The following is a 13,709-nucleotide window of genomic DNA, read 5'->3' as shown; positions in this document are numbered from 1 at the left end:
CTTCCCCGACCCCCTGCTCCTCGTCCCCGGGCCCTAGCCCTACCCCCACCTCATCCCGATTGGGGCTACGCCCCTCCCCCCCCCCGCCCCCCTCCCCTCTCCCCCCTCTCCCGCCCCCCGCGTCTCTTCTGCTGCGCCCCCCCACCGCTTCTCCTCTGATCCCCCGCTACCACCTCCTCTCACTTCCGCCCGCCTCCCCCCCCCCCTTCCCCCTCGACCTACCCCCTTCTTCCCTCCTCCCCCCAGCCACCCTCTTATTTACCCCCCCCCCCCCTCCATCACCAACACCCCTCCCGCCCCCTTTCCGCCATCCCACCCCCCCCTCCTATGACTGCTGATGCTCTTGCCCCGCTCGCCGCCCCCCCCCCCCTCCCCCCCCCACCCCCCAACCAATGATTGACTTGTCGCGCCCCCCCAATTACTCATTCCTTTTTTATTTTTGTTTGGTTTTGGTAGGGATGTCAATTAGATAGCATCCTTCTTTTTGATTAGTTTTAAATATTTTTTTGAAACTTTTTTTTTTTCGCGCCTAGGGCCTCGAAGGCCCTCCCCCCCCCCCCCCCCTACCCTTTATTATCAAAATTTCACTTCGGACTTGAATCCGCGGACTATTTCCACCCCGCATTTCGCAGCACGCGCACGGTGATCTGGACCAGTGGCAAAGACACTTTTCCCTACAAAGCATGGAGCGACCTCAAAGGTCGCAAGGGCCTGACAGTGCTCAACAACAGTCTTGGCGAGGCATTTGACCGCTACGCCAAAGAAAATTTGCAGTTTGACGAGGTACCCCAGCTGGAGCAGGCTTTTCGCATGTTGGCTGTGGGTCGCGCTCAATATATTGTTTACGAGGAAGACCCCGGACTTGCGTTGGCTGCCAAGTTGAATTACACCGGACTGAAAAGATCTTCCGCTGCCGTGAGCAATGAAGGCCTACACCTCACACTCGCGCACCAGTCCCCCTGCAACACGGGCGAACTGCGGGGACGCATTGCCAAAGCGTTGCACAAGCTGACCAAAGAGAATGTGATGAAGCAGTTGGTGGAAACCAACATCCAACGATGGCGGAAGCAGGCGTCACCCTGACCCCACACGCCCGCCTGATGCTCAGGCGACCTTGTGCGCCACCTGCGGCTGCACCACAAAACCCAACCCCAAGCGGTTCACACCGCTGATCAGCGCTTTGACCGACGCCGTCACGATGTTGGTGTCCATGCCAACCCCAAAGCGCTCGCCGCCTTTGCCGGTGTCGCTGTTGGCAGCCAACAGCTCCAGGAAGGCACAGGCCTGTGCATCACCGGCATCGGTGCTGGCTTTGGTGCTGCGCTCTTCATAACTGCGCACCTGCACCTTGATGCCGATGGTTTGCAGCGCGTGCACTGCTGCGTCAATCGGGCCATTGCCCTCACCGCTCAGCAGCATGGGCTGGCCATTCACCTCCACACCGATGCGTATACCTTGCACGTGGGCCCGGCCGGGCTGGCCGGGGTGCTCGAACAGGTGGTGTTCCACGTAACGCACGCTGGCGTCTGCCGCGTGGAGGTAGGTGGCGTCAAACAAATCCCAGATGTTTTGTGCCGTCATCTCGCCGCCGTGGGTGTCGGTATGGCTTTGCACCTCGCCCGAGAACTCCACCTGCAGGCGGCGCGGCATGACCACGCCGAACTCGGCTTCCATCAGGTAGGCCACACCGCCCTTGCCGGACTGGCTGTTCACGCGAATGACCGAGTCGTAGCTGCGACCCACATCAGCGGGGTCGATGGGCATGTAGGGCACATTCCACAGCGCATCCGGGCCGGCTGCCTTTTGGGCGGCAAAGCCTTTCTTGATGGCATCCTGGTGGGAGCCACTGAACGCGGTGAATACCAGGTCGCCCACATAGGGGTGGCGCGGGTGGATGGGCAACTGGTTGCAATGCTCGACGGTGCGGGCAATGGCGTTGATGTCCGAGAAATCTAGGCCGGGACTCACGCCCTGGGTGTAGAGGTTGAGGGCCAGGGTCACCAGGTCCACGTTGCCGGTGCGCTCGCCATTGCCGAACAGGCAGCCTTCCACGCGGTCGGCGCCAGCCATCATGCCCAGCTCGGCAGCCGCCACGCCGGTGCCCCGGTCGTTGTGGGGGTGCAGGCTCAGGATGACGCTGTCGCGGCGGGCCAGATGGGTGTGCATCCACTCGATCTGGTCGGCATAAATGTTGGGGGTGGACACCTCCACGGTAGCCGGCAGGTTGAGGATGACTTTGTTGCTGGGTGTGGCGCCCCACTCGGCGGTGACTGCGTCACACACTTCGCAGGCAAACTCAAGCTCGGTACTGGTGAACACCTCGGGGCTGTACTGCAGCACCCACTCGGTCTCCGGCATGGTGGCGGTGATCTCTTTGATCAGGCGCACCGACGACACGGCCAAGCTCTTTGACCTCGGGCTTGCTCATGCCGAAGACCACGTCGCGAAACACGGGCGCGGTGGCGTTGTACACGTGCACGATGGCGCGGCGGGCGCCCTTCAGGGACTCGATGGTGCGGCGGATCAGGTGCTCGCGCGACTGGGTGAGCACCTCGATGGTCACGTCGTCCGGCACATGGCCGCCCACGATCAGCTCACGCACAAAGTCAAAGTCGGTTTGCGAGGCGCTAGGGAAGCCAACCTCGATCTCCTTGAAACCCACTTGCAGCAGCGTGCGGAACATGCGCATCTTGCGCTCCGCATTCATGGGCTCAAACAGGGATTGGTTGCCGTCCCGCAGATCGGTACTCATCCAGATCGGGGCATGGTTAATAGTCCGCGTCGGCCACTGCCGCTGGGGCAAATCGATGGCGGGGAAAGCACGGTACTTGGTGGCGGGATGAGACAACACAGCAAAACTCCTGGTGGCGGATACAAGGGAACTGGTAGGTATCGTAGCCCGGCGAGCAAGGCATCCCATTGCGACTTGGTGCAAAAAATACCGCCCAAGAAGCAAAAAATGGCTGGATTTTTGCAAATCCAGCCATTTTCAAGACCTAAAGAAAAATTTCAGGCAATCAGTGATGATGGCCGTGGGCGCCATGCACGTGGCCATGGGCGATTTCCTCTTCACTGGCGGCACGCACTTCCAGCACCTTCACCGCAAAACGCAGGGTCTTGCCGGCGTGGGGATGGTTCCCGTCCAGGTGCACCACCGGGCCTTTGATCTTGGTCACAGTGAAGACAATGGTGTTGCCGTCTTCGGCACGGCCTTCGAGCTGCCCGCCCACTTTCACGCCTGGGGGAAACTGGGTTTTGGGAATGGTTTGCAGCAAGGCTTCGTTGTACTCGCCAAAGGCATCGGCCGGGACCAGCTCCACCGTGGTGGCGAAACCCACGCCCTGGCCTTCCAGCGCTTCCTCGATCTTGGGGAAGGTGTTGCCATAGCCGCCGTGCAGGTAGGCGATGGGTTCCTGGCTCTGGTCCAGCAGCTTGCCGCTGGTATCGGTAACCTTGAATTGCAGTGTGACTGCGGTGTTTTTGGTGATGTTCATGGCATCTATTATCCGAAAAAGCCTTGCCCCTCATCTGCCAAGCAACGCCGCCCCGCACAAGCGCCGGGGAAGGTGAAATAATTAGGGTATCTATCTACTTGGAAGCCGAAACATGAGCGACGCACAACAACGCATTGACGAACTCGTCAAATCCAACGAAATCCTGCTCTTCATGAAGGGCACTGCCAGCTTTCCCCAGTGCGGTTTCTCCGGTCGCGCCATCCAGATCCTCAAGGCCTGCGGTGTGGACACCAAGACAGTGAAAACCGTGAACGTGCTGGAAGATGACGGCATCCGCCAGGGCATCAAGGAATACAGCAACTGGCCCACCATCCCCCAGCTCTACATCAAGGGCGAGTTCATCGGTGGCTCCGACATCATGATGGAGATGTACGAGTCAGGCGAATTGGCACAAACTCTGGGCAAGAACCCCGCCTGACCTTCGCGCCGGCACAGGACCCGGCACATACACCGGGGTGCCGCAGCAACCATTGGAGCCTCCGGGACCCCCTCACGTGTCAGACCACAGCGCTACAGACACCCTCGACGACGCCCTGCGCAGCCGTCGCCTGTTTCAGTTTGCAGCGCTGCTGTTCATAGCCTTCACCGGCACCGCCGTGCAATACGGCTTTCAGCAGCGCTGGGATGTGGTTGTGATTCTGGGCACCGCGGCAGCCCTGATGCTACCTAGCCAGTGGCTAAACCGCCGCGGCCACTACGAGGCTGCGTCCGTTCTCATCCTTGGGTCGGCCACATTGGCGCTGTTCGGCATCATGTGGCGCAGCGACGGACTACGCGATTCGTCCCTGCTGGGTTACCCCGTCATCCTGATTGCAGCGGGGCAGCTCCTCAAGCCCAAACAGTTCTGGTGGCTACTCACAGGCATGGTGCTGTGTGTCATGTGTGTGGGTCTGGGAACGCTGAACGGCTGGCGCGGCGCCACCACACCGGGCACCGATATTGATCGACTGACAGACAGCGTCACCATCTTGGTGGTGAATGGCATGCTGGTCTGGTTTCTGGCCTATGACATGCAAAAAGCGCTGATGGGCCTGCGTGTGCAAATTGAACGATTCCGGGAATCCGAAAAAAACCTCACTCACCTTGCCCAACACGATGCACTGACCCGCCTGCCCAACCGCGTGTTGGGTAGCGAACTGGTAGAGCAAGCCATTGCGAGCAGCGTGCGACATCAGCAATTGGTCGCCCTGCTGTTCGTTGACCTAGATAACTTCAAAGATGTCAATGACTCGGTGGGCCACTCCGCGGGCGACGAATTTCTCAAACAAGTCGCGCTACGCTTGCGCGAGGCGGTACGCCACGCAGACATCGTATGTCGGCAAGGTGGCGATGAATTTCTGATTGGTGTCACGGACATCAGTGATACCCAAGGCATCGCGCAAGTGGCAAACCAGGTGTTGCAACGCATGCAGGCACCGTTTCACCTGCGTGGACTGGAAATTCTGGCAACCTGCTCCATCGGGATCGCCGTCCACCCCAAGGACGGAGCTACCTTTGAAGAGCTACTCCGCCACGCGGACCTTGCCATGTACCAAACCAAGGAGTCGGGGCGCAATGCCTATCGCTTCTTCGATGAGGAAATCAACACCAGCATCCGCGAGAACCTGCACCTGATTTCCAGCCTGCGCCAGGCATTGGCACAAAACGAACTGGTGCTGCACTACCAACCGGTATTTGACCTGTCCACCAACCGCTTGGTGGGGGCAGAGGCCTTGGTGCGATGGCAAAACCCCAAGTTTGGGCTTGTGTCTCCGGGGCTATTTATTCCAGCGGCCGAGAAGTCTGGCTTGATCGTAGACATTGGCCAGTGGGTATTGCAGGAAGCCTGCCGACAAATGCAGGCATGGCGTCAAGCTGGGGCTCCTGCACTCACAGTGGCCGTGAACCTGTCCGCCGTGCAGTTCCGGCGCGGCGACGTGGAGGCCGTAATCGAACGCGCCCTGCAGCAATCCGGATTGGACCCGCGCCAATTGGAACTGGAAATGACAGAGTCCACCCTGATCCAGGACACCGACAAGTTCATGCTGACGCTGCAACGCATCAAAGCCATGGGGATTCGCCTCTCGATCGACGACTTTGGCACCGGTTACTCCAACCTCTCGTACCTGCAACGCTTTGCGGTCAACAAGCTCAAAATAGATCAGTCTTTTGTGCGCCGCCTGCTCAACGGTGAAAAAGACGTGGCCATGGTCAGCGCCATCATCCACCTGGCCAAGAGCCTGAATCTCACGGTAACCGCAGAAGGTGTGGAAAACGAAGACACGCGCGCTGCCCTGGAACACATGGGTTGTGACCAAGCCCAAGGGTACTGGTTTGCCAAGCCCATGCCGGCCGCACAGTTTGAGGTGCTGTGGCGAGCACAGCCAGCCTAGGCCGAAAACGCTTAAAACACCCAGTCCCAGTTGCGTTTGGCACCCATCACGGCGCTTGGGTACGGTGCTTTGCCGCGTGACCCGTTGTAGCGCCCCAAGGCCATGAACATATCTCCGCGTTCGCGCTCCAGATAGTGACGCAGGATGATGCAGCCAAAGCGCAGGTTGGTTTGCATGTGGAAAAGTTTGCCCGCATCACCATCCCCGAGTACACGGGTCCAGAAAGGCATGACCTGCATGTAGCCCCGTGCGCCCACGCGGCTCACCGCAAACTTGCGGAAATTGCTTTCCACCTGGATCAATCCCATCACAAGGGAAACATCCAGTCCAGCACGCTTGCTCTCGTACCAGACCGTTTGCAAAAACTCTTTGCGGGTCTCCCAATCAGGCTTCTTTTTCTTCAGACGCTCGCTCATCGCCCCCAGCCAGCGCAGGTACTTGAGTCGTGACTCCGTATCGGCAAACTCGGGGATCGGTGGCGCGGAATTCCGGATGGCAGAGGAAAGTGCGGTGCGCACCGAGTCGACCAGGGGTTCTTCAATCTGGCCACCAGCCAGTACCTGATCTGCAAACGATAGCGCTCCGCACCCCACCAGCAAGCGCTGCAGGCCCTGTCGCCTGCCGATCAGAGCACTGCCCCCCGCTGAAGCATTCATGCCTTCAGGCGTGACAGCAGCATATTTGCCACCTCGGACACCGGCACTTTGGTGGCCTCGGTGTCACGGCGGTGCTGGTACTCCACCACGCCTTCTTTCAGCGCACGGTCGCCAATCGTCACACGGTGGGGCACGCCAATCAGCTCCCAGTCGGCAAACATGGCACCCGGACGTTCGTTGCGGTCGTCCAGCATCACATCCACACCGGCGGCCAGCAGCTCGGCGTACAGGGTGTCGGCTGCTGCTTTCACATCAGCAAAACGATCCGGGCTGATGGGGCACAACACCACGGTAAAGGGCGCCAGCGCGTCGGGCCAGATGATGCCCTTGTCGTCGTGGTTCTGCTCAATGGCTGCAGCTGGCAGGCGGGTGATGCCGATGCCGTAGCAGCCCATCTCCATGAACTGGGGCTTGCCGTTCTCGCCTAAGAAGGTGGCATTCATGGCTTTGCTGTACTTGGTGCCCAGATAGAACACATGGCCCACCTCGATACCACGCTCGATCGCCAACACGCCCTTGCCGTCTGGCGAGGCATCCCCTGCCACGACGTTGCGCAGGTCCGCCACCAGTGCGGGCTCGGGAAGGTCGCGGCCCCAGTTGACGCCGCGGATGTGGAAATCTTCCTCGTTAGCGCCACAGATCCAGTCGGCCATGACGGCCACATCCCGGTCGGCCACGATATTCACGGGCAGCTTCAGGTTAATGGGACCCAAGTAACCCGGCTTGCATCCAAAGTGGGCCTCAATTTCGGGCACGGTGGCAAAGCGGAAATCGGCCAGGCCGGGCAGCTTGCCCACCTTGACTTCGTTCATGTCATGGTCACCACGCAGCAAGAGCAGCCAGACCTGGGTCTTGGTGACGTTGCCTTTTTCGTCCAGCGTATCGGTGGCCAGCACGAGCGACTTGACGGTGGTCTGCAGGGGCACATTCAGCAGAGCTGCGACATCCGCACAGGTACTCTTGCCGGGCGTTGCTATCTTTTCCATAGCTGCTTGCGCAGCCCCCCTGGGGGCTACGGGCGCCAAAGCCTCTGCTTTCTCCATATTGGCTGCGTAATCACTGGTCGGGCAATAGACGATGGCATCTTCACCCGTGGCAGCAATCACCTGGAACTCTTCGCTCAGATCGCCGCCAATGGCGCCGCTGTCGGCCGCCACCGCGCGGTAGCGCAGGCCAAAGCGGTCAAAAATCTTGCGGTAGGCACCGGCCATCACCTGGTAGCTGGCCTTGGCGCTGTCCTGGTCGCGGTCAAAGCTGTAGGCGTCCTTCATGATGAACTCGCGCCCACGCATCAGGCCAAAACGGGGGCGGCGCTCGTCGCGAAACTTGGTCTGGATCTGGTACAGGTTCTTGGGCAGCTGCTTGTAGCTTTTGATTTCCTGGCGCGCGATGTCTGTCACCACCTCTTCGCTGGTGGGCTGGATGACAAAGTCGCGGTCATGCCGGTCCTTGATGCGCAACAGCTCAGGGCCCATCTTGTCAAAGCGTCCGGTCTCTTGCCACAGCTCGGCCGGCTGCACCACGGGCATGGTGCATTCCACGGCGCCAGCTCGGTTCATCTCTTCACGCACGATGGCCTCCACCTTGCGAATCACGCGCAGCCCCATGGGCATATAGGTGTAAATGCCAGCACCCAGCTTCTTGATCATGCCGGCTCGCATCATGAGCTTGTGGCTGGCCACCTCGGCGTCTGCGGGCGCCTCTTTGAGGGTGGAGATAAGGAATTGGGAGGCTTTCATGAAGGAACTCGCTGGCTACGGAGGCGTTCTGCGCTTGATGCACTGCTTTCGCTGTGCATAATGAACGAAGTTTAAAAATTGGGGTTTGATTATGCTTGACCGGGACGGATTTCGGCCCAATGTCGGCATCGTCCTGCTCAACCAGAAAAATCAGGTATTTTGGGGCAAACGCATACGTACCCATTCGTGGCAGTTTCCGCAGGGCGGCATTGACCGGGGCGAAACTCCCGAGCAGGCCATGTTCCGCGAATTGCACGAGGAAGTGGGGCTCCACCCGGAGCACGTGAGCATTGTCGCCCGTACCCGAGACTGGTTGCGCTACGAGGTGCCAGACCGGTACATCCGACGTGACGCACGCGGTCACTACAAAGGCCAAAAACAGATCTGGTTTCTGCTCCAGCTAACGGGGCACGACTGGGATTTGAACTTGCGCGCCACCGACCATCCAGAATTCGACGCTTGGCGTTGGAATGACTACTGGGTTCCATTGGACGCCGTTGTAGAGTTCAAACGCGGCGTCTATGAAATGGCGCTCACCGAGCTGTCACGTTACCTGCCACGGCACGAGCCGCGCAACCGCTTTTTGCGCCACAACCACCGCCCGCATGGCGGTACCGAGCATGTACATGAAGGTCCCACCATGGGTTCACATATCGAATTGCCGCCAGGCGCTTCGTTCGAGCCCGATCCAGGCACCAACCGGCCACCGCACCATGAATAAGTGGACACGCAAAGCATTGGCGGCAGCGCTCGCCGTGTGTGCTGCATGCGCATCCTGGGCGCAAACAAGCAATGGTTTGGACAACCTCGATTGGGTGGAAGAAAAAGAACCTCCTCCGCCTGCCTTTTTGACAACACGCGCGTTGCCGCTCGAAATGCCCAACTACGTGTCAGTACGAGTGGGGATAGATCCTGCCACAGTGACCGTGGGCAAGGATGGCGTCGTGCGCTATGTGGTCGTCATGAGCAATGCGACTGGCACAGTCAACGCAGCTTACGAGGGCATTCGTTGCGCCAGCGACCAGGTCAAGGTCTATGCACGGGCCGGAGCGTCTGGTGAGTGGTCTGTGCTACCAGAACCCGCTTGGCGTGATGTGAATGGCAATCAGCCGTCCAAACACGCCTTTGTGTTCGCACGGCTGGCAGCCTGCGATGTGCGGGTGGCCAACCGGCTGGAAGATGTGATCAAGGCACTGCAAACCCAGCAAAGGCCCCGCAGCGCCAAACCCAGCACGAACTGAGAGGCGCTGAATCAGCGGCTCAACACCAGGTTGTCCCGGTGCAGCATTTCAGGTTCGGCCGAATAACCCAGCAGGCGCTCGAACTCGCTGGATGACTTGCGGCATAGCAAGCGCGCCTCCGCGCTGGCATAGTTGGCCAGACCGCGGGCAATCTCCTGCCCTGCTTCATCGCGCACGGCAATCACGTCACCACGAGAGAAGTCCCCCTCCACCAGCACCATGCCGATGGGCAGCAGGCTCTTGCCTTCATCGCGCACCTTGGCAGCAGCGCCTGCATCCACCACGACAGCGCCACGCATCTGCAGATGGTCGGCCATCCATTGCTTACGTGCCTGGTTCTTCTGGGTTTGGGCAATCAACAAGGTGCCAATCGCATCACCCTGCGTCAATCGAACCAGCGCATCAGCCTCTCGGCCCCAAGCAATCACAGTAGAGGCCCCCGAACCCGCAGCGCGCTTGGCCGCCAATATCTTGGTCAACATGCCGCCGCGACCGATGTTGGAGCCTGCTCCACCTGCCATCAATTCCAATGTGGGGTCACCTGCTTTGGCCTCATGCACAAACTCCGCCGCGGGATCTTTGCGAGGATCCGCCGTATAGAGGCCTTTTTGGTCCGTCAAAATGACCAGCGCATCCGCTTCCACCAGGTTTGCTACCAAGGCCCCCAAGGTGTCGTTATCGCCAAACTTGATTTCGTCGTTGACCACCGTGTCGTTTTCATTGATGACGGGCACCACGCCCAACTTCAACAAGGTGAGCAAGGTGGAGCGGGCATTGAGGTAACGCTCGCGGTCGGCCAGGTCAGCGTGGGTCAATAGCACTTGGGCGCTGCCAAGACCATTGGCACGCAATTTGGTCTCGTACATCTGGGCCAAGCCCATCTGCCCCACAGCAGCAGCGGCCTGCAATTCATGCACTTCCTTGGGCCGTGTGGCCCAACCCAGGCGCTTCATGCCTTCAGCAATCGCACCACTGGAGACCATGATGACCTCTCGACCATCGCGAATCAGCAGCGCAAGTTGCCGGCACCACTCACCAATCGCCTGTTCATCCAGCCCACGGCCCTCGTTGGTGACCAGACTGGACCCCACTTTGACCACCACACGCCGCGCATCGCGCAATACAGGGGAGCTGAACTTTTGAATCATTTTGGCTTGTAGCCCTTGTATTCACTGCACAAGCAGCTATTCAATCAATAGCGTTCTAAGACGCAGGCGTGTCGCTGGAGTCGACCGCGCCAGACAGGAAGCGGGGGTCCACCTCCACATGCGGCTGCTCGGCCATCTGCTGGGCCTTGACGTGTTTGTAAATCTCTTTGATCAGCGGCTCGCAGCCTTCACGGGTCAGGGCCGAGATCTCAAACACTGGGCCTTTGAACTTGTAGCGCTTGATGAAGTCCTTGATCAACGCGGGACGCTCATCGCCTGGCACCATATCCAGCTTGTTCAAGACCAGCCAGCGCGGCTTCTTGTACAGGTTTTCGTCGTACTTCTTCAGCTCGTTGACGATAGCCTTGGCCTGCGCCACCGTGTCCACCCCCTCGTCAAACGGGGCCATGTCCACCACATGCAGTAACAAACGTGTGCGCTGCAAATGGCGTAAGAACTGGTGACCCAAGCCCGCACCCTCTGCCGCACCTTCAATCAGGCCCGGCAAATCCGCCACCACAAAGCTCTGCTCCGGCCCCACGCGCACCACACCAAGGTTGGGATGCAGGGTGGTGAAGGGATAGTCCGCAATGCGTGGGCGTGCATTGGACACTGCGGAAATAAAGGTGGACTTGCCCGCATTGGGCATACCCAGCAGGCCTACATCGGCCAAAACCTTCAGCTCCAGCTTGAGGTTGCGCTTTTCACCGGGCCAGCCCGGTGTTTTCTGGCGTGGCGCACGGTTGATCGCGCTTTTGAAACGCATATTGCCAAAGCCACCGTCGCCGCCCTTGGCAATGGTGATCACCTCGCCCGGATTCAACAGCTCAAACAACACTTCGCCAGTTTCGGCATCCGTAATGATGGTGCCCACGGGCATCTTGAGCGTGATGTCATCGCCCGCAGCACCGAACATGTCGGAGCCCATGCCGTGCTCTCCGCGCTTGGCGTCATAACGACGCGCGAAGCGGTAATCCACCAGGGTATTGAGGTTGGGGTCTGCCACCGCGAAGACGTGGCCGCCACGGCCACCATCCCCGCCATTGGGGCCGCCGAATTCTTTGTACTTCTCGTGCCGGAAGGAGACGCAGCCCGCGCCACCGTCTCCCGCGGAGATATCAATGTAGGCTTCGTCAACAAACTTCATGGCATGTACCGAGGTTAGAAATGAAAAACCCCGCGCAAAGGGCGCAGGGTTTCTCGGGGAGCATGGGCAGATTACGCTGCAGTCACGCTCACGGTGTGCTTGTTCATCGCACCCTTGACTGCGAACGACACGTGGCCGTCCACCAGTGCAAACAAGGTGTGATCTACGCCGATACCGACGTTGTTGCCGGGGTGGAACTTGGTACCACGTTGGCGAACGATGATGGAGCCAGCGCTGATCAATTCACCGCCGAAAGCCTTTACACCGAGCATCTTGGGCTTGGAATCACGCCCGTTTCGCGTAGAGCCGCCGCCTTTTTTCTGTGCCATGACCTGTGCCCCTTATGCAGAAATCGCGCCGATTTGCAGTTCGGTGAACTGCTGGCGATGTCCTTGACGTTTCTGATAGTGCTTGCGACGACGCATTTTGAAAATGGTGACTTTGTCGTGCTTGCCGTGTGCCACTACCGTGACAGTAACTGTTGCGCCGGACACCAAGGGTGTGCCAACCTTCAGTTCTGCGCCGTTTCCGACTGCCAGAACCTGGTCGATCACGATCTCTTGGCCTACGTCCGCAGCAATCTGTTCTACTTTAATTTTTTCGCCAGCAGCAACGCGATATTGCTTGCCACCGGTTTTTATGACCGCGTACATGTTGACCTCTTCGACTAGGAAATCTGCAAATGAATTTTCGCAGAGCCTTGGAGTATACCATTTCGGCTAAAAATGCAAACCCCCGCCCATCCAGAGCAAGGCAGGCGTCAGAGCGCGTCTCTATAATCTGTCCATAACAAACCGGTTCATCGCCTTGCAAGTCACTACTTCCGGCTCATCGACGGGTCTTTCCATCGTCGAAAACGACATGCGCCAGGTCGACAAGGTAATCACCCATAGGTTGGACTCGGGTGTGCCATTGGTCGGCAGCGTTTCACAGTACATCATCGCCGCTGGCGGAAAGCGCTTGCGGCCGGTGTTGTTGCTACTTTGTTGTGGCGCCTTGGGCTACAAAGGCGCTCAACGCTACAACTTGGCAGCTGTAGTCGAATTTATCCATACCGCTACGCTGCTCCACGATGACGTAGTGGACGACTCTGCTTTGCGCCGCGGTCACGCCACCGCGAATGCCAAATTCGGAAATCCAGCCAGCGTATTGGTTGGGGATTTTTTGTACTCCCGCGCCTTCCAGATGATGGTGGAAGCCCAAAGCATGCGCATCATGCAGGTGCTGGCCGATGCCACCAACGTGATTGCAGAAGGCGAAGTGCTGCAACTCATGAACATGCACAACGCCGCCCTCGACGAAGCTGGCTACCTGCAAGTTATCCGCTCCAAAACAGCCAAACTCTTTGAAGCCAGTGCGCGCGTGGGCGCGCTTTTGTCAGGAGCCAGTGCAGCGCAAGAAGAAGCCTGCGCCGAATACGGACAAGCGTTGGGCACAGCATTCCAAGTAATTGATGATGTGCTGGACTACACCGGCGACGCTGCAGTGATGGGCAAAAACCTGGGGGACGACTTGCGTGAAGGCAAAACCACCCTGCCCCTTATTGCCGCCATGCAGCGGGGTACGCAAGCCGAACGCTTGACTATCCAGACCGCCATTGAAACCGGAGACGTTGCGATGCTGGACCAAGTGATCGCGATCGTTAAAAAGACCGGCGCCCTGGGCGTAGCGCAGGCAGCGGCACATGCTGAAGCGCAACGCGCTATCGCCGCCGCAGAGCGCCTGCCAGCAGGCCCTCATACCGACTGCTTGGTACAATTGGCAACGCAATTGTTGGCGAGAAATCACTGATCCTCGCTGCCAAAACACGCCATCGGGGTGTGGCCTAGTCCGGTAAGGCGCTTCGTTCGGGACGAAGAGATCGGAGGTTCGAATCCTCTCACCCCGACCA

At 59.2% G+C, this 13,709-nt stretch carries 13 protein-coding genes, 1 tRNA gene and 1 pseudogene; 7 read left to right on the top strand and 8 right to left on the bottom strand.

All coding sequences use genetic code 11. The annotated features are described in order from the left end of the window. Positions 1 to 642 precede the first annotated feature (642 nt). Entirely contained in the window at positions 643 to 1,083 is a 441-nt protein-coding gene (locus tag U5O12_RS03615) for a substrate-binding periplasmic protein (RefSeq protein WP_416221429.1), read from the top strand. A gap of 21 nt (positions 1,084 to 1,104) precedes the next feature. On the opposite strand, the pseudogene leuA reads toward U5O12_RS03615, so the two are convergent. Then, a pseudogene (gene leuA / locus U5O12_RS03610) lies at positions 1,105 to 2,851 on the bottom strand (2-isopropylmalate synthase). Between the two features lie 166 nt (positions 2,852 to 3,017). Continuing rightward, the gene (locus tag U5O12_RS03605) at positions 3,018 to 3,494 is read right to left on the bottom strand and encodes a peptidylprolyl isomerase (RefSeq protein WP_322577305.1); all 477 of its coding nucleotides are present in this window, start codon (positions 3,492 to 3,494) and stop codon (positions 3,018 to 3,020) included. Between the two features lie 112 nt (positions 3,495 to 3,606). Here U5O12_RS03605 and grxD point away from each other — a divergent pair, with 112 nt between their 5' ends. Together grxD and U5O12_RS03595 are read left to right on the top strand one after the other, a co-directional pair. Further along, complete coding sequence (gene grxD, locus U5O12_RS03600) at positions 3,607 to 3,933, top strand: Grx4 family monothiol glutaredoxin (protein WP_296468727.1); 327 nt, start codon at positions 3,607 to 3,609, stop codon at positions 3,931 to 3,933. Between the two features lie 76 nt (positions 3,934 to 4,009). Then, positions 4,010 to 5,887 (top strand): putative bifunctional diguanylate cyclase/phosphodiesterase, encoded by a 1,878-nt coding sequence (locus tag U5O12_RS03595; protein ID WP_322577304.1) that lies wholly within the window; start codon positions 4,010 to 4,012, stop codon positions 5,885 to 5,887. Between the two features lie 11 nt (positions 5,888 to 5,898). Here U5O12_RS03595 and U5O12_RS03590 read toward each other — a convergent pair whose 3' ends face one another. Further along, on the bottom strand, positions 5,899 to 6,543 hold the full coding sequence (locus U5O12_RS03590) for a lytic transglycosylase domain-containing protein (RefSeq protein WP_322577303.1): 645 nt from the start codon (positions 6,541 to 6,543) through the stop codon (positions 5,899 to 5,901). Continuing rightward, the gene (locus U5O12_RS03585; protein ID WP_322577302.1) at positions 6,540 to 8,282 is read right to left on the bottom strand and encodes a proline--tRNA ligase; all 1,743 of its coding nucleotides are present in this window, start codon (positions 8,280 to 8,282) and stop codon (positions 6,540 to 6,542) included. Before U5O12_RS03585 ends, U5O12_RS03590 begins: the two co-directional genes overlap by 4 nt. Before the next feature lie 91 nt (positions 8,283 to 8,373). On the opposite strand from U5O12_RS03585, the gene U5O12_RS03580 reads away from it, so the two are divergent. Both U5O12_RS03580 and U5O12_RS03575 read left to right on the top strand, forming a co-directional pair. Beyond that, complete coding sequence (locus U5O12_RS03580; protein WP_322577363.1) at positions 8,374 to 9,003, top strand: RNA pyrophosphohydrolase; 630 nt, start codon at positions 8,374 to 8,376, stop codon at positions 9,001 to 9,003. After that, on the top strand, positions 8,996 to 9,523 hold the full coding sequence (locus tag U5O12_RS03575) for a CNP1-like family protein (RefSeq protein WP_322577301.1): 528 nt from the start codon (positions 8,996 to 8,998) through the stop codon (positions 9,521 to 9,523). Before U5O12_RS03580 ends, U5O12_RS03575 begins: the two co-directional genes overlap by 8 nt. A gap of 11 nt (positions 9,524 to 9,534) precedes the next feature. Here U5O12_RS03575 and proB read toward each other — a convergent pair whose 3' ends face one another. The 4 genes from proB to rplU all read right to left on the bottom strand — a co-directional run bounded on the left by proB (position 9,535) and on the right by rplU (position 12,471). Further along, positions 9,535 to 10,671, bottom strand: coding sequence for a glutamate 5-kinase (gene proB, locus U5O12_RS03570; RefSeq protein WP_322577300.1), 1,137 nt, complete (start codon positions 10,669 to 10,671; stop codon positions 9,535 to 9,537). 55 nt (positions 10,672 to 10,726) lie between these two features. Further along, positions 10,727 to 11,818, bottom strand: a complete 1,092-nt coding sequence (gene cgtA / locus U5O12_RS03565) for an Obg family GTPase CgtA (protein ID WP_322577299.1) — start codon at positions 11,816 to 11,818, stop codon at positions 10,727 to 10,729. A gap of 71 nt (positions 11,819 to 11,889) precedes the next feature. Then, positions 11,890 to 12,147, bottom strand: coding sequence for a 50S ribosomal protein L27 (rpmA, locus tag U5O12_RS03560; protein WP_105261108.1), 258 nt, complete (start codon positions 12,145 to 12,147; stop codon positions 11,890 to 11,892). 12 nt (positions 12,148 to 12,159) lie between these two features. After that, the gene (gene rplU / locus U5O12_RS03555) at positions 12,160 to 12,471 is read right to left on the bottom strand and encodes a 50S ribosomal protein L21 (protein ID WP_105261109.1); all 312 of its coding nucleotides are present in this window, start codon (positions 12,469 to 12,471) and stop codon (positions 12,160 to 12,162) included. Positions 12,472 to 12,679: 208 nt separating this feature from the next. On the opposite strand from rplU, the gene U5O12_RS03550 reads away from it, so the two are divergent. Next, the gene (locus tag U5O12_RS03550; RefSeq protein WP_322577362.1) at positions 12,680 to 13,609 is read left to right on the top strand and encodes a polyprenyl synthetase family protein; all 930 of its coding nucleotides are present in this window, start codon (positions 12,680 to 12,682) and stop codon (positions 13,607 to 13,609) included. Positions 13,610 to 13,632: 23 nt separating this feature from the next. Then, a tRNA-Pro gene (locus U5O12_RS03545) sits at positions 13,633 to 13,709 on the top strand.

It is taken from the genome of Rhodoferax sp. (genome assembly GCF_034519335.1).
Classification (GTDB): domain Bacteria; phylum Pseudomonadota; class Gammaproteobacteria; order Burkholderiales; family Burkholderiaceae_C; genus Allorhodoferax.
This window is presented reverse-complemented; position numbering and strand designations above follow the sequence as displayed.

Bases quoted from the DNA above. Each gene is read 5' to 3' on its own strand.
- U5O12_RS03590 (WP_322577303.1), bottom strand. From the start codon at position 6,543: ATGAATGCTTCAGCGGGGGGCAGTGCTCTGATCGGCAGGCGACAGGGC.
- rplU (WP_105261109.1), bottom strand. From the start codon at position 12,471: ATGTACGCGGTCATAAAAACCGGTGGCAAGCAATATCGCGTTGCTGCT.
- U5O12_RS03605 (WP_322577305.1), bottom strand. From the start codon at position 3,494: ATGAACATCACCAAAAACACCGCAGTCACACTGCAATTCAAGGTTACC.
- U5O12_RS03580 (WP_322577363.1), top strand. From the start codon at position 8,374: ATGCTTGACCGGGACGGATTTCGGCCCAATGTCGGCATCGTCCTGCTC.
- proB (WP_322577300.1), bottom strand. From the start codon at position 10,671: ATGATTCAAAAGTTCAGCTCCCCTGTATTGCGCGATGCGCGGCGTGTG.
- rpmA (WP_105261108.1), bottom strand. From the start codon at position 12,147: ATGGCACAGAAAAAAGGCGGCGGCTCTACGCGAAACGGGCGTGATTCC.
- U5O12_RS03575 (WP_322577301.1), top strand. From the start codon at position 8,996: ATGAATAAGTGGACACGCAAAGCATTGGCGGCAGCGCTCGCCGTGTGT.
- U5O12_RS03585 (WP_322577302.1), bottom strand. From the start codon at position 8,282: ATGAAAGCCTCCCAATTCCTTATCTCCACCCTCAAAGAGGCGCCCGCA.
- grxD (WP_296468727.1), top strand. From the start codon at position 3,607: ATGAGCGACGCACAACAACGCATTGACGAACTCGTCAAATCCAACGAA.
- cgtA (WP_322577299.1), bottom strand. From the start codon at position 11,818: ATGAAGTTTGTTGACGAAGCCTACATTGATATCTCCGCGGGAGACGGT.
- U5O12_RS03550 (WP_322577362.1), top strand. From the start codon at position 12,680: ATGCGCCAGGTCGACAAGGTAATCACCCATAGGTTGGACTCGGGTGTG.